Genomic DNA, 18351 nt, shown 5'->3' with positions numbered 1-18351 from the left:
GCGCTGAGGTTGAGGAGTTTTCCACTCGCAGGCTTTGGACCTATAGCCAGGAGCGGCTAAATATGACCTTGGGTAGGAGAACCGTGAAGGATGATCCTTCAGCTCTTGAGTCGTTTACCTACACCCCAAATTCAGCTCTGTATCGCCCATCAGGTGCACCTCTCCTTGCGCTACATCAACTGGAAGCAGCGCAAAAAAGTTGCTGCCAAGCCGCACCAGATTTACGCAACCGCAACATTGGCGAACACCGAACAAGTCCTCGATGCATTCACCGATAAACGAGATGAGCGCACCCGACTGTCAGCCAATCCTCGCACAGTAACGAGGAGCGCAGGAACGTATTCTTCGACCACCCATCTCATAAAACCAAAAAGGCTTACATCAAAAAATGATGTAAGCCTTTTATTTGGTGGGCCGTGAAGGATTCGAACCTTCGACCAATGGATTAAGAGTCCACTGCTCTACCAACTGAGCTAACGGCCCAATAAGCTAAATATTTAACGGTTCGCAGCGTAACTGGAAGCCGTATTGTCACCTGGGGTGGACGATGGGTCTCGAACCCACGACCGCCGGAATCACAATCCGGAGCTCTACCAACTGAGCTACGTCCACCATAAAACTGTCGTCGCCTGGAGCGAACTGGCACGCCCGGCAGGACTCGAACCTGCTACCCTCGGCTTAGAAGGCCGATGCTCTATCCAGATGAGCTACGGGCGCAGAGTTAATTGGTCGGGGTAGAGAGATTCGAACTCCCGACATCCTGCTCCCAAAGCAGGCGCGCTACCAGACTGCGCTATACCCCGAATCCTGGGCCTTGTCTCACAACCCACCCAGGGAGCGCGAAGAGCCGGCATCATACTGATCTGACTCGACCAGGTCAAATCTGTTTTTACTAGCCGCATCGGAATCTCTTTTTTCGAGCTTGCCCGATCACCTACCGCACGATAAACTACTGTTTCTTCTGATAATTGTTGCCTGCCCTCGTAGCTCAGCAGGATAGAGCAATCGCCTCCTAAGCGATAGGTCAGAGGTTCGAATCCTCTCGAGGGCGCCAATCCAAGACTGAAGCGGCATGCGTCTTTTTTTTCTCTTTCTCCTGCTGCTGCCCGGGCTGGTCACAGCAGAGACATCTGCCAGCATCACCGGCCAGGTCATCGCTATCGAGAGCGGCAACCAGTTGCACCTTTCGACTCAGGATGGCCGGCAACGCATCGTCCTGCTGGCTCATATCGAACCACCAACCACCTCCCACTCGGCCAACAACGCCCGCAAGCTGCTCCAGACACTGGTCGCCGGGCGTTTTGTCACGGTCATCTACTCATCGCTGATGCCAGACGGCGCGCTGCTGGGAACGCTGTTTCATGGGGGAGCTGAGATTAATCTGCGAATGGTCCAGGCGGGACTCGCCAGATTTGTGCCGGATTCGACGCTCGACCCAACCCACACTCGGCGCTATCGGCAGGCTGAATCACGGGCACGTCAGTACGGTATGGGAATCTGGAAATCGGGGCGCAGGCGCTAGCAAAAACAGGAGGTTATCCAGCACGCTCCGAGTCTCCGCGCAACCTGTCAATCATCTCCTGCAGCGAATCACACAACGCCAGATAGGCCTTGCGCTGGGCAACTTCATAAGCGGTACTAGGCTCTCCCACCAATTCGAGGCGAGCCTCAAAAAACGCCACATCGGCCTCCAGCGCAGCGGGATTAAGCCGCACCCAGGAGGCATCCGCAACGCCCGGTTTCTTCTTCTCAGACACCTGCCCCACCGTTGGCAGCACATGCAACTCGTCTATACATTACAGGAGCGGTTCCTATTTTTTCAGCAGCCCGACCCGTCCAAACCATGTTCGATCCCTGTGCTAACATCCTAACCAATAGGCGACAGCAAAACGCGGCATTATACCCATTTCCAGCCTTTTCATGCCGAGATTTGTCATTTGTTCACACAACTCCAAATCGATTCCGCTTACTCCGGTGCCAATGCAGCATTTATCGAGGCTCTCTACGAAGAGTATCTTCGTGACCCGGAGAGCGTACCAGAGGACTGGCGAAACCGGTTCGCACGGCTGAATAGACGCGAACAGGTCGATACTCCGCACGCCCCAGTCCGCGAGACCTTTCGCAAACTGGCTCGCGAGCGCGCCAACACCAGCTCAGCCCAACACTGCCTGTCGCCACTGGCGGCAGAACAGCAGGCCGCGGTGCTCAGGCTGATCAACGGCTACCGGATGCGCGGTCACCAGAACGCCAACCTCGATCCACTCAAACTGCGCCCCCAACCCACGGTCCCCGACCTCGACCCGGCCTTCCTGCAACTCGACCGCCTCGATCCCACCACCCACTTCAACACCGGCTCCCTGGCGGCCCCCGACCGGATGCCGCTGAAACAGATCATCGAGCTAGTCCGGCGCGTCTACTGCGGCACCATCGGTGCGGAGTACATGCACATCACCAATACCCACGAGAAGCGTTGGATTCAGGAGCGCATCGAGGGCCGCCCCCGGATCGAGGGGGCCAGTGTCGATGAGAAACGCTGGCTACTAACCCTGCTCACCGCCGCCGAGGGGATCGAAAAACACCTCCACTCCCGCTACGTGGGGCAGAAGCGTTTCTCCCTCGAAGGCGGCGAGAGCCTAATCCCGCTGCTCGATGAGCTGATCCAGCACGCCGGGCGCAATGGAGTCGAAGAGACAGTGATCGGCATGGCCCATCGCGGCCGGATCAACGTGCTGACCAACATCCTCGGCAAGCCGCCACAGGAGATCTTCGACGAGTTCGAAGGCCGCATTGAGCGTGACCCAGCGCGCTACGTCGGTGATGTCAAATACCACCAGGGCTTCTCCACCGACATCGACACCCCCGGCGGCATCGTACATATCGCCCTCGGCTTCAACCCCTCCCATCTGGAGATCATCAACCCGGTGATCGAGGGCTCGGTGCGCGCCCGTCAGCAGCGCCGCGGCGATCGCAAGGGCGAACAGGTGCTGCCGGTGCAGATCCACGGCGACTCTGCCTTCGCCGGCCAAGGGGTGGTGATGGAGACCCTCAACCTCTCCCAGACCCGCGGCTTCAGCACCGGCGGCACCGTCCACATCATCATCAACAACCAGATCGGCTTCACCACCAGCAATCCCCTCGACACCCGCTCCACCCTCTACTGCACCGATGTAGCAAAGATGGTGCAGGCTCCCATCTTCCACGTGAATGGCGATGACCCGGAGGCGGTACTGTTTGTCACCCGGCTAGCGCTCGACTTCCGTTTCCGCTTCAACAAGGACGTGCTGATCGACATGGTCTGCTACCGTCGCCTCGGCCACAACGAGGCGGACGAACCGGCGGTCACCCAGCCGGAGATGTATAAGAAGATCCGCCGCCATCCCACGGTGCGCGAGATCTACACTCAGCAACTGATAGCCGACAGCATCATCAGCCCATCCCAGGCCCAGGCAATGGTGGAAAACTATCGCAAATCACTGGAGCAGGGACGGGTGGTATCCCGCCCGGTGATCTGCGCGGTGAAGAACCGCTTTGCGGTAGACTGGCGGCATTTCCACAGTGTGGCCTGGACCTGCCCAGCCACGACCTCACTACCAACAGAGCAGTTCAAATCCCTCGCTCAGCGACTGCTCGAACTTCCCAACGGGTTTGAACTGCACCCCCGGGTGGAGAAGATCTGGCGCGAGCGCCAGCGCATGGCCAACGGCGACCAGCTGATCGACTGGGGCTTCGGTGAGACCCTCGCCTACGCCTCGCTGCTCACCGAGGGCTGCCCGGTGCGCCTCTCCGGTCAGGATGCAGGGCGTGGCACCTTTTTTCACCGCCACGCGGTGATCCACAACCAGGTCGACGGCACCCCCCATATCCCCCTGCAGCATCTGGCCGACGACCAGGCAAACTTTCTGGTGATCGACTCACTGCTCTCGGAAGAGGCGGTGCTCGGCTACGAGTATGGCTACGCCACCGCCGAACCCAACGCCCTGACCCTGTGGGAGGCCCAGTTCGGCGACTTCGCCAACGGCGCCCAGGTGGTGATCGACCAGTTCATCTCCTCCGGCGGCGAGAAGTGGGGACTGCTGTGCGGCCTGGTGATGCTGCTGCCCCACGGCTACGAAGGCCAGGGCGCAGAACACTCCTCGGCCCGCCTGGAACGCTATCTGCAGCTCTGCGCCAACGCCAACATGCAGGTCTGCGTGCCGACAACACCAGCGCAGATATTTCACATGCTGCGGCGCCAAATCCTGCGCCCGTTCCGTCATCCGCTAATCGTGATGACGCCGAAGAGCCTGCTACGCCACCGGCTCGCCACCTCACCGATCCAGGCCTTTACCGAAGATGGCTTCCTCAACGTCATCGGCGAGATCGACGAGATCGATCCTGAATCGGTCAAGCGCATCGTGCTCTGCGCTGGGAAGCTCTATTATGAATTGCTGGAGACGCGCCGTTCCCGCGGCATCACCGACACCGCCATCATCCGCATCGAACAGCTCTATCCCTTCCCCAGCGACGATTTCGCCCAAGCCATTGCCCCCTATCGAAACGCCGAGGAGCTAATCTGGTGCCAGGAGGAGCCGCTCAACCAAGGCGCCTGGAATCAGATCAAACACCGCTTTGCTGAGCAGGTTGCCGCCGGGCTGCAGCTCTGGTTTGTCGGCCGCCCACGCACCGCCGCACCGGCAGTGGGCTACCGCCCGGTGCATATGCAGCAGCAGACCCTGATCGACGAGGCCCTCACAGGCCGCATCAACCCCGAGATGAATCCCATGGTGAATCAACTATGAGCCGAGAACTCCTGGTCCCCGAACTGCCCGAATCGGTGGCCGATGCCACCATCCTCAGCTGGCACAAACAACCGGGCGAGGCGATTACAGAGGGCGAATCCCTGGTCGACCTGGAGACCGACAAGGTAGTGCTCGAGGTGCCCTCCCCTGCCAGCGGCATACTCAGCGAGATTCGTGTTGCCGAGGGAGAGACGGTCAAGGCCAACGAGCTGCTAGCACTGATCGAGGTTGGCGAGTCAGCCGTCAGCAGCAAAGCTGAAACACCAATCAGCGAAGAGGAGCCGGCACTCTCCCCCGCGGTGCGCCGCCTGATCAATGAGCATCGGCTTGATTTTCATCAGATCACAGGCTCAGGCAAGCATGGGCGGATACTCAAGAGTGACGTGGAGGCACACCTTGCAGCCAACCGCCAGAGCACCCCGCCTGCGCCAGCGAACTCCCGCGAGACACTCGACATAATCGACAGCGACCGGCCGGAGCAGCGGGTGGCAATGACCCGGCTACGTCAGCGAGTTGCAGAGCGGCTGCTGCAGGTGCAGCAGAGCGCTGCCATCCTCACCACCTTCAACGAGGTCAACCTGCAGACCGTCACCGAGTTGCGCGCCCGCTACCGGGAGCGCTTCGAACAACAGCACGAGGTGCGTCTCGGCTTCATGTCCTTCTTCGTCCGCGCGGCGGTAGAGGCACTGAAACAGTTCCCGGTGGTAAACGCCTCAGTGGACGGTAGCGACATCATCTACCACGGTTACTACGATATCGGCATCGCGGTCGCCTCACCGCGTGGCCTGGTGGTACCGATCCTGCGCAATGCCGATCAGCTCAGCTTTGCGCAGATCGAAAAGGGCATCAAGGCATTCGGCCATAAGGCCAAGAGCGGCACCCTGAGCTTTGATGAACTCTCCGGCGGCACCTTCTCCATCACCAACGGCGGGGTGTTCGGCTCGATGCTCTCGACACCGATCCTCAATCCACCGCAGAGCGCGATCCTCGGCATGCATGTGATCCAGCAGCGGCCGGTGGCGGAGAACGGTGAGGTGGTGATCCGGCCGATGATGTATCTGGCGCTCTCCTACGACCACCGCATCATCGATGGCAGCGAGGCGGTGCAGTTCCTGGTCACCATCAAACAACATCTGGAAGATCCGGCCAGGCTGCTGTTGCAGGTATAATGCGTCCATTCGCACAACAGGAGCCGTCGCATGACCACTATCTGCCAGGAAGACTTCATCCAGAGCATCGCCGACGCGCTGCAGTTCATCTCCTACTACCACCCCGCTGACTTTCTACACGCCCTGGGCGAGGCCTGGGAGCGGGAGGAGTCCCCCGCCGCCAAAGATGCGATGGCGCAGATCCTGGTCAACTCACGGATGTGCGCCGAGGGCCACCGGCCGATCTGCCAGGATACCGGCATGGCCGTGGTGTTTCTCAAGATCGGCATGGAACTACAGTGGGATGCGCAGATGAGCGTGGAAGCGATGGTCAACGAGGGGGTACGACGCGCCTACAGCCACCCCGACAACCTGCTCCGCTACTCCATGGTCACAGACCCCGCCGGCGCCCGCACCAATACCAAGGACAACACCCCAGCGATCATCCACATGGAGCTGGTTCCCGGCGACAAACTGGAGGTGAAGCTGGCGGCGAAGGGGGGCGGCTCGGAGAACAAGAGCCGCTTTGCGGTGCTCACCCCCTCTGCCTCGGTGGTCGACTGGGTGCTGGAGCAGGTGCCACTGATGGGGGCCGGCTGGTGCCCACCGGGGATGCTCGGCATCGGCATCGGCGGCTCGGCAGAGAAGGCGATGCTGCTGGCGAAGGAGTCGCTGATGGCGCCGATCAACATCCACGAACTGCAGGCGCGTGGGCCCGCCAACCGCACCGAGGAGCTGCGCCTGGAGCTGCATGAGAAGATCAATGCGCTGGGCATCGGCGCCCAGGGACTAGGCGGGCTAACCACGGTGCTGGACGTAAAGGTCAGCGACTACCCCACTCACGCCACCTCGCTGCCGGTGGCGATCATCCCCAACTGCGCCGCCACCCGACATGTCGAGTTCACCCTCGATGGCTCTGGCCCGGCCGAGCTGACCCCACCCCGAGCGGAGGATTGGCCCGCGGTCACCTGGGAGGCCTCCGACGACGCCCGCCGGGTCGATCTCAACAACCTGACCAAGGCAGAGATCGCCGATTGGCGGCCCGGCGAGCGCATCCTGCTCTCCGGCAAGCTGCTCACCGGCCGCGACGCCGCCCACAAGCGCATTGCCGATCTGCTAGCCAGGGGCGAACCGCTACCCGATGGAGTCGACCTGCAGAACCGTTTCATCTACTACGTCGGCCCGGTCGATCCGGTGGGCGACGAGGTGGTCGGCCCCGCCGGTCCCACCACCGCCAGCCGCATGGACAAATTCTCCGAGATGATGCTGGGCGAGTTGGGGCTGATCGGCATGGTCGGCAAGTCGGAGCGCGGCCCGAGTGGCATCGAGTCGATCAAAAAGCACCAGGCGGTCTATCTGATGGCGGTGGGCGGCGCCGCTTATCTGGTCTCCAAGGCGATCCGCAGCTCGCGCCTGGTCGCCTTCGAGGAACTCGGCATGGAGGCGATCCGCGAGTTCGAGGTGAAAGACTTCCCGGTCACCGTGGCGGTGGATAGCCGGGGTGAGTCAGTCCATACCAGCGGCCCTGCCGAGTGGCGGGCGCGGATCGGCAAGATCCCAGTGATTGAGGAGTAGCAAGATGCCCCACTACAACGCCTTCCGCATCCACAACGATCAGGGTAAACACAGCGCCGGCATCGAGCAACTCGAGGTGGTCGAACCCGAGCAAGGCGAGATCCTGATCCGCACCCGTTACTCCAGTATCAACTACAAAGATGCCCTGGCAGGTACCGGGCGCGGCAAGATCCTGCACCACTTCCCGCTCACCGGCGGCATCGACAGCTGTGGCGAGGTGGCACAGTCGAACGATCCGCGCTTCAGCGAGGGGGACGAGGTGATCGTCACCGGCTATGGCCTCTCCGCCACCGACGACGGCGGCTATGCCGAATACCTGAAGGTTCCAGCAGAGTGGGCGGTGCCCATGCCGGAGGGATTGGGGCCTCTCGAGTCGATGGCGCTGGGCACTGCTGGCTTCACCGCCGCGCTGGCGCTGCACCGCATGGAGGCCAACGGTCAGACCCCGGAGATGGGGCCGATCCTGATCACCGGCGCCAGCGGTGGGGTTGGCAGCCTGGCGGTGAATATCTTCGACGGCGAAGGCTATGCGGTGACGGCTGTCAGCGGCAAGCCGCAGCAGCACGCCTGGCTGGAGCATCTGGGCGCCAGCGAGGTAATCACCCGCGAGCAGTTGCAACTGGGGCATCATGCCTTGGAGAAAGGGGTCTGGGGCGGAATTGTCGACACGGTGGGCGGTGCCATGCTCTCCGGCCTGACCCGGTCGGTGCGGCCCTGGGGCTCCATTGCTGCCATTGGTCTGGCCGGCGGCCATGAACTCAATACCACGGTGATGCCGTTCATTCTCCGTGGTATCAGCCTGCTCGGCATCAACAGCGCTGACTGCCCCTATTCGATTCGCGAAGAGATCTGGCAACGGCTTGCCACAGACCTGCACCCGCGCCATCTGGAGGATATTATCGGCCAGGTTGTAACCCTGGAAGAGTTGCCCAAAATCTTCGAAAAGATGCTCAATGGCGAGACCCACGGACGCACACTGGTTCAAACAAATTGAGACTAATCAACAATCAGAGGGGATTTTTAAGTATAGTACTACCCTTAAAGTAGTAGAGTGGAGTTCATGACCAAGCAGTACCATGATCAGGATAAAAACGAACATCGCTGTCGTCAGCACCCTGTTGCTGCTGGCCTCAATACCCATCACCACTCAGGCAGACCTGCCCGCACTCACTGATAAGTGTCTAGAGTGCCACGGCACAGCAGGTAACAGCGATCGCCCCCAGATCCCATCGATTGCTGGCTTCTCCACCAACAACCTGCTCGACTCCCTGCTCTCTTACAAGTATGGCGACCGGAAGGGAAAGAGCATTCAAACCCCCCACCTGGGCAAGACCGACATGAACCGGGTCACCCAATCCCTGAGGCCGGAAGAGATCAAAGCGCTGGGTGAGTTTTTTGCCAAGCAGCCATTCAGGCCAGCAACACAAAAGTATGACGCGGATCTGGCTGCGCTGGGCGCGCGTATCCACGAAGAGAAGTGCGAAGAGTGCCACCATGATGGCGGTGCCTTTCCTGAGGACGACACCGGTATCATCGCCGGTCAGTGGAAAGCCTATCTGGAACGGCAATTCGAACTGTTCATCGCAAACGCACGCCCAACCACCAAAAAGATGGCGCGCCGCTTCAACACACTCGATGAGAGCGACCGGCGCGCCTTGGTCGAATTCTATGCCAGTCGCCAACAGATCAACTGAGGTCTATAACACCGCGTCGGGCTGCGGGTCACCCTATTCCCAACCCGGCAATTGAGCATGGCACATGTATAGGTTGGGCTGCGCCCACCATCATCCTTGATTCAATCTATGATACGCGGCGGCCACCAGCCGCCCTATATCTGAGCCCGGCGGCCCTCATCCTAAGGCCCTACCAGCACCTGGCCGTGTTGTCATCGCCAGCACTATTCGTCGCCGACTTGGCCCCCGTCTCAGTGATCGTGAAGGTATCGCAGTCAGTATCGCCGCTATCTCCCGCCTGGGCACCGACACGAGTAGCGGTGATGCTGTAGTCGGGAGTGGCAGCATCCCCATCGGGATCAAGGGTAATGCTGAAGCTGTAATAGTCAGGATTGCCATCCACATCGTTATCGTAATCGAGTTCGCTCATGATCTTGGTGAATTCGTTGCCCAGAGCCACCTGAGAGGCATAGCTGCCGTTCAGAGCATAGAAGCGTTCTTCCGCCATCGCCAACCGCATCAGGCCGCTGCGCGCATCCACCCGGCGGGCCTTCTGCAACTGTTCGCTGTAGAGCGGATAGCCAATGCCCACCAGGATCACCAGCACCGCGATGGTGATCATCAGTTCGATCAGGGTGAAGCCCTGGTTGGCGCGATCAAATCTCATCATTGTCTCTCCTTATCCCGGCCTATTGGCGGCGGATCTCCAACACTTCCCGCAGGCCATTTTTATCTTCTCCACGCGTCACCAGGGCCTTGATCGCTTCACCCTGACGCAGGTCAGAGAGCAGCCCCAGCTTCTTCGATGTGCCCACCACCCTGAGCTTTCTCGACATAGAAAAGACGGTATCATCAATCCAGATCCGTCGTCTCTTGAGGTTAACCCCATCAAAGGGACCAGAGATCTCGACTCCCTGCATCGCCGGCATACCCGGCATGCCTGCCATGGGCCTGACCGCGTAGTTGCCTGCCACAGCGGGCAGCGCCGCACTCATCAGCAAGGCCGCCGCCAGCAGCCAGCATCCCCGGCCTGTTCTGCGCTTATTGCCATTCATGTGCTTCTCCTATCCAACTGGCCCGATGCCGACCAAGCAGATCAAAACTGGTAGTGGGCCCAAGATGAGCGGGTGCCTGTACTGCTGCCACCCTGCACATCCATCGAATCGACGGTCACATTGTCGCTACCACCACCGCCTCCGCCACCGTTAGCATCATTTTGCTCCCGGTCGGTGGGCAGCTCGATAGTGCCCTCCTCACCGGGACCCGACTTCACGATCGAGGGCTGCCACCAGATATTGTCAGACTTCACACCTGCCACCTCTCTGCCGTTCACCGTGTCTTCCGCGCCATAATTGCTGTTACCCGAGACATCGAGGGCTACAAAACTAGGCTCACCGCCACTGGCAAGATCATGCACCATCAACCAGCTGTAGCCAGCACCGGTGCCGCATAGATTCTCCGCCGGCACAAGGGTGGTATAGAAAACCAGATCACCGAAGATGCCTGGATTGACAATGACCCGCTCTCTACTGTTGGAGGAGGCTGTGTTGAAATCGACATACCAGCCCTTCTTTGTATCATAATCGACCGGATTGCTGCTCAGCAGGCGCACCGTCAACTCAACGGCATCCGCCCCCTCACCGAAGGTTTGCAGGGACTCTTCAAGGGTTTGCTCGATCAGTTGGTCTCTTGAATTGGTCAGGACCCCGTCCAAACCCAGAGTGCCGACGCTCGCACCCGCATCCCAGACACCGTAGAAGCTCTGCACACCGGTGCTGCTGGGGTCACCCTCCGCGACATACTGACCAGTACCGATGAACACCATCACGTTGGGCTCGGTGGAGAGGCCCCGTTCGGTTGGGTGGAAAGCCACCGCCGGCTGGGTGGTGATCGGTTGTCTGTTACCGAATTCATCCTGAGCGCTGAACAGCCGGTAGTGTTGATCCGCGTCATCCCATCGGGCCGAGGTGGCATTGGAAATATCGAACACCCAGAGATTGCCATGCAGATCACCGACATAGACCCGGTCGGCAATACCGTCGCCGTTCAGATCGATCACCGACGGGGTGGAGAGACCGTTGCAGTCACTGGCCGCACTCTGGCAATCACCATTGACGATCGACCCCACTCCGGTGTCGATTACAATCTCTGATGGTAAAGCGTTGTCGAGAAACTTGATAAACAGTTTGGCCCTGCCATCAGATGCCGGTCCCGGCTCATAGCCACTGCCGAAGATGACCGCCCAGCGTCCAGTATTCACCCCATCCACAATGGGTCCGTTGGTCTTGACGATGGTCGGTTCGCTGTAGGTATAGCCCAGATCATCATGGGTGAACTCCCAAAGCACATTCGCTGCAGCGCCGGCAGTAGTAGTGAACTCACTGGGATCGGAGACATCCAGGGCGAAAAAGCCACGACCACCACCGCGCAGCCCACCCACCAGGATGGTGTGCCAACTCGCACCAACACCATCACCGGTATCGATGAACACATCCGCCACAGTCGGCGTCATATCGACATAGTAGCGGTGGCTATAGCCCTGCTCAGCCAGCCAATGCAGCCCTTTACCGGTCGCGCTGGAGAACAGCTGCTGCGGAAAGTAACCGAACACCTCCTCACCATCCTCTGCACGGAAGCCGTGCAGCATGCCGTCATTGGCCCCCACATAGACCATCGGGATACGATTGGCCGCATCAACATTCGCCCACTGATAGTAGGAGTTAACACCGCCACCCTCTATGCCGTCGGGATAGAGCCCAGGATTGGGGGCTCCAACAAACACCGGCGAGGAGTGGATGATGTCACCGAGCAGACCGCCGCGCGCACGGAACTGGCCGCTACTGTCACCTTCGTTGGCGGTTGCTCCAGCCAGATAGGCAACCAGACTCTCGCCAAACGCCTGTTCATCGGCAAAACCGGAGCGATCGGTATCGGCCGCCAGGATATCGGCCACCTGGGCAGCGGTCATCTCGTTTGCTGCCGGTGCGGTATAGTCCGCCGGAAAGGCAAACGGGATACCACCGGTGTCATTGCGAGTGATCAGCACCCGTGGTGAAGCACGGTTTGCCAGCTGCTCATGGGCAGCCCAGACATCCGCCCCCACACCATTGGCATCGATAACGGCGGCATAGAGTTCGCCACTCCAGTCTGATGAGTTGAAGCGCCCCTGAAAGATCCTGCCACCACCGCTGACATCCACCGTGTCCACCGCCACCGCTGCCGCCGAAGAGGAGTCGCGGGAGGTGATCTCCTGAATCGCCCGGTTGAGGCTGGCGATCAGGTCTTCGGGATTCTTCGCATTGAGATAAAGACCACGACCGTTCCAGGCGGCGTGCAGCATGTCATCCACGGCCGTGCTTGTATCGCCGACAGCCTCCGGCCAGCCGGTGGCGAGAGTCGGGTCGCACTCGCTGGGCCAGTTCTGGGTGGCCAGGCTGTCGGTACGGTTACCGGGCAGACAGTCGCTGCCATCTGCCTTTTTCAAGGGGATGTTACCGGTGACGCCAAAGGCCACCGTGAAGGTCACCAGATGTTGTTGTGGATTACTGTCCGTACCGATATCGAGATCAACCTCACCCACATTATTGGCAAGATTCCCGTTCAGATCCCGCTCATAGTAGTGCATGGCGACATCAGCCAGGGTGTTGCTGAAGGCATCGCCATAGGAGGCCTGATCATAGCCTCCAGGCACACCATCATTGTCGGCATTACCCACGCTGGGATCATCCCCGTTCCAGAAGCCATCGGAGAGCAGCACTGCAAAGTTCTGCTGGCAGGTGCCGCCCAGATCGGCCTTTAAGATCGGCGAAAAGCCGTTGGCGCTGTTTGGATCATCATCCAGCGTGAAGCCAAACAGATCTCTATCTGCCCCGCTTGAGCCGATGAAATACTCACCGACCCGAGCCAAGCCGCGGCGCAGCGGTGTCGAACCACCGACTCGACCGCGCAGCAGGTTCGCCATGATCTGAGCCTTGTTGGCCGTCTCGGTGGCATTATTATCGGGGTTGGTAAACGTATCCACCGAGGCGACCGGGGTACCCACCTCACGTGAACCACTGCCCGGCACACTATCGTTCTGATTGATCAGCCCCAAGCCGAGGCGAGCCCGCGAATCTTCGATCACCTCGGAGATCGCCCGCTTCATTACATAGTGGCGTTTGCGATAGTAGCTAAACCAATTAGCGAAATTGGTCTGCTGCTCAGCGGTGAGGTCGGTATTGACCCAGACCCTCGCGTTATCGTCAGCGATGGGGCATTCACCCTCGTCATACTCCCCATCACCATCTGCATCGTTCCAAGGGTAGTAGAAGACCCCGCCGGGGTTGAATTCGCTGGTCAGGTCGCACGTATAGCCCGCATTACCTGTAGTATCTTTGATGTCTTTGGCGCTACCAGCGAATGAAAAGTTATTGCTGGTCGACTCACAGCTTAGGCCGGCCCTGGCCTCACCGGTAAAGGGGTGGATCCGGGCATTGGTGATCGACTGGTCGGTGAAGGCGTTCCCATCGATATCGACACCACGCCAAGGGGTATAGGTCTTACTCGGATCATAGGCCATGACGTTGAAGCCGGCGCACAGGGTCAGTTTGGCGTACTCCCGCTCCGTAGCGCTAAACGAATCATGGTAAGGATTGAAGCGGATGTTGTAGCGGTTGTAAGTACGGGGTGACCACCTGTTGGTATCGACCCCCTCCCGAAACAACACTTCCCAACTCATACTTCCCGAGTCGTCGAGCATGAAGAAGATATTCGGCTGCACCGATTGCGCCAGAAACAGTGGAACCTGCGCCAGCGGGCCGGGGGCCGCCTGCCCTTGGCTGCTGCAGATCACCAACAGTGCGGCGCCAGCCAGACGCGAAAAACGGCGTGCGGAAACGGCCCGCCAGCTTGGTCGATAGGTCTGTCTGCTTTTCATTCCGCCCTCCTCCTATTATTCACAAGGGCATCAAAACGTGGCTCTGCAACACCTGCCGGGCGGCGCGGTCCTGCCCCCAGCCGATGGCGGTGATGCGAAAGGCCTGCCTGGCACTGGTACTGGCACTCACCTTACCCATGGTCAGATCGATCTTGACGTCGGCCGGGCCGACATACTCGATGATAAAGCGTGGCTGCTGTGCCACCTGTTGGTCGAAGCTGGGCAACGTTCCGGTACCCAAGTCATCCTGTCCCAGGGTGACATAGCCCTTGCCAAGCGGGCAGGTGGGAGGACTCGCATCGTTGCACCAGTGCTCCTCACGGATCGGATCGAATCTGCAGCCGCCCGACTCGGTGCCGGCACAGATCCGGTCTGAGTCTTCCGCCTGCAGTGGCGGGGAGATATTGACCGTATGCCGCATCGCCGAATAGAGGCCGGTGCTACCACTCTTGAAACTACTCAGGTTTGCCGTGCTGGTAATGTTGGTCGTCAGCCAGCGCTCCGCCACTCGCAGCGCCACCTCCGCCGCCTGCAACGCGGTATTCGACTGATGGAAGTTGCCCGCCATGCGCTGTTCCAGCACCGAGTTGCCGATGCCCGAGATGCCCAACACGGTCATTATCACCAGCAGCATCAGCGCCAGCACCAGCACCGCGCCACGCTGCTGCCGATGCGGTTTGATTACGGATTGAAACCTCATATGGTGCCTCCACGGTTACGCAGTTTGATGGTGAAGGTGAACTCGCGGGTCTCATCGTCGGCCATCTTGCCTTGGCTATCCGCCACAGGCGTGCCCGGATTGATCTCGAGAAAGATCCGCAGACTGGTGATTAAATCGATATTGGCACTGCCCACTGAGTCCCAGTCGGTATATCGATCGGCAGAGCCATCATTGTCCTGATCCACCCCGTAGGTGACCTGAAAATCCTGCACCCCGGCAATCAGCAGCTGCCGCTCGCCCCCCAGACGCGTGGCAAACAGGCCGCTAATCTTGCTACCGACCGGCCCCGTGGCGAGCACCTGATAGTTGACCGCCTCCATCTCGTAGACCGTGGCGGCTGAGAAGCGGGTATCACCAAACACATGCTGGATCCCCGCCTCACTATTGCTGACGTTATTGAGGGTGGTGTTTGTGTCGTGGGCCAGCAGACCGCTGTTGCCCGGATCATTGGTCAACATGAAGATCGCCAGCGCGTCACAGTCGCTAACGGAGATGATATCCCCCGCCTCCAGCTCACTGTATGTGGCCACATTCTGGTCGACTGGCACCGATCCGGTCTGTGAACCCATACTCGTGGTAACCGGCACTGCCACCCCCGCCTTGGCGTAGTGCATGGTCAGCGAATCGGGAGCACCGCTGGCACCCTCCACACCGATCAGCGGCTGCGCGAAGTCATAGAGAGGCGTCTTCCAGTCATCGCCACCAGAGTAGCTCACCACATTGGTGACATTGGAGTTGCCATCCTTGGAGGATTGGGCACAGCCGTAGAAGCCACCGCCAGCAAAGTCGTTGATGAAGCGGGAGGCGACATAGCGCATGCTCTCCTGAATGCGTGAGACATTCTCCTCCAACTTGAAGGTCTGTTTACTCGACATGAAGATAGAGATGGCGCCGCTCATCAGCAGCAGGCTGAGCACCAGGGCGATCATCAACTCCACCAGGGTCAGACCCTGACAGAGGCGTCGCATCGGATATTTTTTCAGATAGCTATTCATGCAACACCTCAGGGGATCAGGCTCAACACATATCGGCGCAGCGGGGTGGCATCGTTAGCCAAAGAGGCATCTTTATCATGGTCCCACCAGAGCTTGATCGCATAGACACCATTGGGATTTAGGCCATCACACGCATGTTCAGCGGCCGAGGTGCCGTCATCCGGGGTGCTGTCGAGACAGATTACACCCTGGCCCTGTGGCAGCTGTGAGACCCGCTCGGTACGCCACTGCCAGATGTCGTACTGCGCCACCTGTGCGGCCGTGCAGCTGCTGGTGATACAACTCGGATCACTACCATCGGCAACCGCCAGATCGTAACTCCCTGCGCTCACACCGGCCGGATTGGCCCGCAGCCGGTCGGCCGCGTCCAGCGCCATCAGGGTCGCCAGAGTGCCCTCCATCCCCCCCACATTGCCCTGCAGGGAGCGAAACTGCAGCCCGGCCACCCCGAGCAGACCGATGGAGAGGATCACCATCGTCACCAGCACCTCCATCAGGGTAAACCCCCGCTGCCGCCTGTATGCTTTGCCGTTTCGCTTGAACATACATCAACTCCCGCTTGTGCAACTCGTCTTCGTTACCGTCATCTGACCGGTAGTGGAGATCGCGAACTGCCGCACCTGGTTGCCCTCACAGTGCGGAAACTCGAAGCTGAAGGTCATCCCACCCGCTGCATTGGTAGTATCCAACTCACCGCTGGCGAGAAACCGGATATAAGCCGGCATATTGGTGAAGGTCGGTGTGACATCGCCAGCTGCGACCTGCCAGACTCGCACCGGATCCTCTGCCCGGTCATTCATATCCCGGACGCCGGCGCCATCGCGATCGGGGAAGACCATCCAGCCATCAGCCCAGGCGCCGCTGCAGCTGCCATTCGCCGCCTGCGGACAAATGGTGACCGCCCCACCCCGCTTCACTGCCTCACTGCGCGCCAGCTGTATTGCACCGGCAAAGTCGTTGACGTGTGCCGTCACCTGGTTGCTTGCCATCAACGCGTTGTAGGCGGGGATCCCCACCAGCAGCATGATCAGCCCGACCACCAGCGCCGTCATCACCTCGATCAGGGTAAAACCTTGTGTACTTTTCATCTTGTGCATCTGTATAGCAAACCTCACGAACGCCGGGGTAGCTGTTCCGATGAGCTGCCCCATCTGCCCGACAAACGGCACCACGGTGCGCCTGAATGTGATAAAACCCACAATATCATCCACCCCAAACACGCCGCTGGGCAGCTGGACGCACACCCGCCGTGGATGGAGAATGAAAAGAGTATCGGTTTTTCCTCTGGCGAAAAACCGCAGCACCATTTTTTTGAAGGCAGTAACCATGAGCGATTGTCTCATCATCGGCGGCGGCATTATCGGCATGCTCACCGCCCACGAGCTCTCCCAGGCCGGCATGCGTATCACCCTAATCGAACGCCGTGAGACCGGCCGGGAATCATCCTGGGCCGGCGGCGGCATCGTCTCCCCTCTCTACCCCTGGCGCTATGCCGATGCGGTCACCGCCCTGGCGACCTGGAGCCAGCAACGCTATCCGGCGTTGGCCGCAGCCCTCCACCAGGAGAGCGGCATCGACCCCGAGTACCAACGCAGCGGCCTATTGGTGCTCGAGATGGAGGACAAGACCCAAGCACTCAGCTGGGGCAAACGCCACGCCATAGCGCTCCACTCCTGTACCGCCGACGAGGCAGTCAGCTACGACACCGGGCTGAAGACCGGCGGCAGGGGCGGCATTTGGATGCCCGAGGTCGCCCAAGTGCGCAATCCGCGGCTGGTCAAGGCCGCCCGGCTCGCCATCGATCACAACATCAACATTCTTGAAGAACACGAAATCACCGAGCTGATCAGCCATAACGGCAAGATTCAGGGGGTGCGCGTGGGCACCACCAAGATCGAGAGTGAACGGGTCATCATCTGCGCCGGCGCCTGGAGCCAGAAGCTGCTCGCCGAAACCGCCATCCCACCGGCCATCGAGCCGGTAAAGGGGCAGATGATCCTGCTCAAAACCAACCCCGGCAGGGTCAACCGCATCCTGCTGCACAACCAGCGTTACCTGATCCCACGCCTGGACGGCCGGGTGCTGGTCGGCAGCACCCTGGAACACAAAGGCTTCGACAAGACCACCACAACCGAGACTCAAAAGGAGTTACGACAGTTCGCCTGCGATCACTACCCGGCGCTGGCCGATGCCCCAGTCGAACACCATTGGGCCGGACTGCGCCCCGGCTCACCCCAGGGCATCCCCTTCATCGGCCCGGTGCCAGGCGTGGAGGGGCTCTACCTCAACGCCGGCCACTACCGCAATGGCGTGGTGCTCGGCCCCGCCTCGGCGCGCCTGATGGCCGACCTGGTGTTGCAACGGGAGCCTAGCCTCGACCCCGCCCCCTATGCGCTGGACGCAGCGAGAGAGTAACAGCCGACCTGGACCCTTCAGACCATCCAAGTCTATAATTGCGTCCCTTTTTGGCCGATGTAGCTCAGTCGGTAGAGCAACTGATTCGTAATCAGTAGGTCAGCGGTTCGATTCCGCTCATCGGCTCCATA

At 60.0% G+C, this 18351-nt stretch carries 16 protein-coding genes and 6 tRNA genes; 10 read left to right on the top strand and 12 right to left on the bottom strand.

Going from position 1 to position 18351, the window contains the following annotated elements:
• The first annotated feature begins 90 nt into the window (after positions 1–90).
• The gene (locus tag Ga0074115_RS16295; RefSeq protein WP_060528486.1) at positions 91–420 is read left to right on the top strand and encodes a transposase; all 330 of its coding nucleotides are present in this window, start codon (positions 91–93) and stop codon (positions 418–420) included.
• On the opposite strand, the gene Ga0074115_RS10290 is transcribed toward Ga0074115_RS16295, so the two are convergent.
• The 4 genes from Ga0074115_RS10290 to Ga0074115_RS10275 all read right to left on the bottom strand — a co-directional run bounded on the left by Ga0074115_RS10290 (position 408) and on the right by Ga0074115_RS10275 (position 803).
• A tRNA-Lys gene (locus Ga0074115_RS10290) sits at positions 408–483 on the bottom strand. The genes Ga0074115_RS16295 and Ga0074115_RS10290 overlap by 13 nt on opposite strands.
• Positions 484–536: 53 nt before the next feature.
• Positions 537–612: transfer RNA gene (locus tag Ga0074115_RS10285), tRNA-His, on the bottom strand.
• A 28-nt stretch (positions 613–640) separates the two neighbouring features.
• Positions 641–717: transfer RNA gene (locus Ga0074115_RS10280), tRNA-Arg, on the bottom strand.
• A gap of 9 nt (positions 718–726) precedes the next feature.
• Positions 727–803, bottom strand: a tRNA-Pro gene (locus Ga0074115_RS10275).
• 174 nt (positions 804–977) lie between these two features.
• Here Ga0074115_RS10275 and Ga0074115_RS10270 point away from each other — a divergent pair.
• Together Ga0074115_RS10270 and Ga0074115_RS10265 are read left to right on the top strand one after the other, a co-directional pair.
• Positions 978–1054 (top strand) — tRNA-Arg (locus Ga0074115_RS10270).
• 18 nt (positions 1055–1072) lie between these two features.
• Entirely contained in the window at positions 1073–1522 is a 450-nt protein-coding gene (locus tag Ga0074115_RS10265; RefSeq protein WP_057955430.1) for a thermonuclease family protein, read from the top strand.
• Positions 1523–1535: 13 nt separating this feature from the next.
• Here the strand turns inward: Ga0074115_RS10265 and Ga0074115_RS10260 are convergent, their stop codons facing one another.
• Positions 1536–1757, bottom strand: a complete 222-nt coding sequence (locus Ga0074115_RS10260; RefSeq protein ID WP_006474759.1) for a hypothetical protein — start codon at positions 1755–1757, stop codon at positions 1536–1538.
• A gap of 171 nt (positions 1758–1928) precedes the next feature.
• On the opposite strand from Ga0074115_RS10260, the gene Ga0074115_RS10255 reads away from it, so the two are divergent.
• From Ga0074115_RS10255 to Ga0074115_RS10235, 5 genes are all read left to right on the top strand, one after another.
• Positions 1929–4778 carry a 2-oxoglutarate dehydrogenase E1 component gene (locus Ga0074115_RS10255; RefSeq protein WP_057955431.1) on the top strand — a complete coding sequence of 950 codons (2850 nt, stop codon included), beginning with the start codon at positions 1929–1931 and terminating at the stop codon, positions 4776–4778.
• The gene (gene odhB, locus Ga0074115_RS10250) at positions 4775–5947 is read left to right on the top strand and encodes a 2-oxoglutarate dehydrogenase complex dihydrolipoyllysine-residue succinyltransferase (protein ID WP_057955432.1); all 1173 of its coding nucleotides are present in this window, start codon (positions 4775–4777) and stop codon (positions 5945–5947) included. The genes Ga0074115_RS10255 and odhB overlap by 4 nt, the downstream gene beginning before the upstream one ends.
• Before the next feature lie 30 nt (positions 5948–5977).
• Positions 5978–7501, top strand: coding sequence for a fumarate hydratase (locus tag Ga0074115_RS10245; protein ID WP_057955433.1), 1524 nt, complete (start codon positions 5978–5980; stop codon positions 7499–7501).
• Positions 7502–7505: 4 nt separating this feature from the next.
• Positions 7506–8495, top strand: coding sequence for an oxidoreductase (locus Ga0074115_RS10240; RefSeq protein WP_057955434.1), 990 nt, complete (start codon positions 7506–7508; stop codon positions 8493–8495).
• 82 nt (positions 8496–8577) lie between these two features.
• Positions 8578–9195 carry a c-type cytochrome gene (locus tag Ga0074115_RS10235; RefSeq protein ID WP_057955435.1) on the top strand — a complete coding sequence of 206 codons (618 nt, stop codon included), beginning with the start codon at positions 8578–8580 and terminating at the stop codon, positions 9193–9195.
• Positions 9196–9364: 169 nt separating this feature from the next.
• On the opposite strand, the gene Ga0074115_RS10230 is transcribed toward Ga0074115_RS10235, so the two are convergent.
• From Ga0074115_RS10230 to Ga0074115_RS10200, 7 genes are read right to left on the bottom strand one after another with little or no spacing between them, the layout of a single operon-like run.
• Complete coding sequence (locus tag Ga0074115_RS10230; protein ID WP_005959745.1) at positions 9365–9844, bottom strand: type IV pilin protein; 480 nt, start codon at positions 9842–9844, stop codon at positions 9365–9367.
• 19 nt (positions 9845–9863) lie between these two features.
• The gene (locus tag Ga0074115_RS10225; RefSeq protein WP_057955436.1) at positions 9864–10229 is read right to left on the bottom strand and encodes a hypothetical protein; all 366 of its coding nucleotides are present in this window, start codon (positions 10227–10229) and stop codon (positions 9864–9866) included.
• A 41-nt stretch (positions 10230–10270) separates the two neighbouring features.
• On the bottom strand, positions 10271–14089 hold the full coding sequence (locus Ga0074115_RS10220; protein ID WP_057955437.1) for a pilus assembly protein: 3819 nt from the start codon (positions 14087–14089) through the stop codon (positions 10271–10273).
• Positions 14090–14108: 19 nt separating this feature from the next.
• On the bottom strand, positions 14109–14789 hold the full coding sequence (locus Ga0074115_RS10215) for a pilus assembly PilX family protein (RefSeq protein ID WP_057955438.1): 681 nt from the start codon (positions 14787–14789) through the stop codon (positions 14109–14111).
• Positions 14786–15805, bottom strand: coding sequence for a PilW family protein (locus Ga0074115_RS15845; RefSeq protein WP_082626738.1), 1020 nt, complete (start codon positions 15803–15805; stop codon positions 14786–14788). The genes Ga0074115_RS10215 and Ga0074115_RS15845 overlap by 4 nt, the downstream gene beginning before the upstream one ends.
• Positions 15806–15813: 8 nt before the next feature.
• Positions 15814–16350 carry a type IV pilus modification protein PilV gene (pilV, locus tag Ga0074115_RS10205; RefSeq protein WP_057955439.1) on the bottom strand — a complete coding sequence of 179 codons (537 nt, stop codon included), beginning with the start codon at positions 16348–16350 and terminating at the stop codon, positions 15814–15816.
• 3 nt (positions 16351–16353) lie between these two features.
• Complete coding sequence (locus tag Ga0074115_RS10200; RefSeq protein WP_232433038.1) at positions 16354–16893, bottom strand: GspH/FimT family pseudopilin; 540 nt, start codon at positions 16891–16893, stop codon at positions 16354–16356.
• A 238-nt stretch (positions 16894–17131) separates the two neighbouring features.
• Between Ga0074115_RS10200 and thiO the strand changes: the two genes are divergently transcribed.
• A complete protein-coding gene (gene thiO / locus Ga0074115_RS10195) occupies positions 17132–18220 on the top strand; it encodes a glycine oxidase ThiO (RefSeq protein WP_057955440.1) in 1089 nt (362 codons plus the stop codon).
• A gap of 53 nt (positions 18221–18273) precedes the next feature.
• Positions 18274–18349 (top strand) — tRNA-Thr (locus Ga0074115_RS10190).
• Positions 18350–18351: the final 2 nt, after the last annotated feature.

It is taken from the genome of endosymbiont of Ridgeia piscesae (genome assembly GCF_001443665.1).
GTDB classification, from domain to species: domain Bacteria; phylum Pseudomonadota; class Gammaproteobacteria; order Chromatiales; family Chromatiaceae; genus Endoriftia; species Endoriftia persephonae.
The sequence above is the reverse complement of the archived record's forward strand: the minus strand, read 5'-3'. Positions and strand labels throughout refer to the sequence as shown.

What these genes read in the sequence shown, in the direction of transcription:
- thiO (WP_057955440.1), top strand. Translation starts at nt 17,132, where the DNA reads ATGAGCGATTGTCTCATCATCGGCGGCGGCATTATCGGCATGCTCACC.
- Ga0074115_RS10230 (WP_005959745.1), bottom strand. Translation starts at nt 9,844, where the DNA reads ATGATGAGATTTGATCGCGCCAACCAGGGCTTCACCCTGATCGAACTG.
- Ga0074115_RS10200 (WP_232433038.1), bottom strand. Translation starts at nt 16,893, where the DNA reads ATGAAAAGTACACAAGGTTTTACCCTGATCGAGGTGATGACGGCGCTG.
- Ga0074115_RS10245 (WP_057955433.1), top strand. Translation starts at nt 5,978, where the DNA reads ATGACCACTATCTGCCAGGAAGACTTCATCCAGAGCATCGCCGACGCG.
- odhB (WP_057955432.1), top strand. Translation starts at nt 4,775, where the DNA reads ATGAGCCGAGAACTCCTGGTCCCCGAACTGCCCGAATCGGTGGCCGAT.
- Ga0074115_RS10265 (WP_057955430.1), top strand. Translation starts at nt 1,073, where the DNA reads ATGCGTCTTTTTTTTCTCTTTCTCCTGCTGCTGCCCGGGCTGGTCACA.
- Ga0074115_RS10215 (WP_057955438.1), bottom strand. Translation starts at nt 14,789, where the DNA reads ATGAGGTTTCAATCCGTAATCAAACCGCATCGGCAGCAGCGTGGCGCG.
- Ga0074115_RS15845 (WP_082626738.1), bottom strand. Translation starts at nt 15,805, where the DNA reads ATGAATAGCTATCTGAAAAAATATCCGATGCGACGCCTCTGTCAGGGT.
- Ga0074115_RS10240 (WP_057955434.1), top strand. Translation starts at nt 7,506, where the DNA reads ATGCCCCACTACAACGCCTTCCGCATCCACAACGATCAGGGTAAACAC.
- Ga0074115_RS10235 (WP_057955435.1), top strand. Translation starts at nt 8,578, where the DNA reads ATGATCAGGATAAAAACGAACATCGCTGTCGTCAGCACCCTGTTGCTG.
- Ga0074115_RS10225 (WP_057955436.1), bottom strand. Translation starts at nt 10,229, where the DNA reads ATGAATGGCAATAAGCGCAGAACAGGCCGGGGATGCTGGCTGCTGGCG.
- pilV (WP_057955439.1), bottom strand. Translation starts at nt 16,350, where the DNA reads ATGTTCAAGCGAAACGGCAAAGCATACAGGCGGCAGCGGGGGTTTACC.
- Ga0074115_RS16295 (WP_060528486.1), top strand. Translation starts at nt 91, where the DNA reads ATGATCCTTCAGCTCTTGAGTCGTTTACCTACACCCCAAATTCAGCTC.
- Ga0074115_RS10220 (WP_057955437.1), bottom strand. Translation starts at nt 14,089, where the DNA reads ATGAAAAGCAGACAGACCTATCGACCAAGCTGGCGGGCCGTTTCCGCA.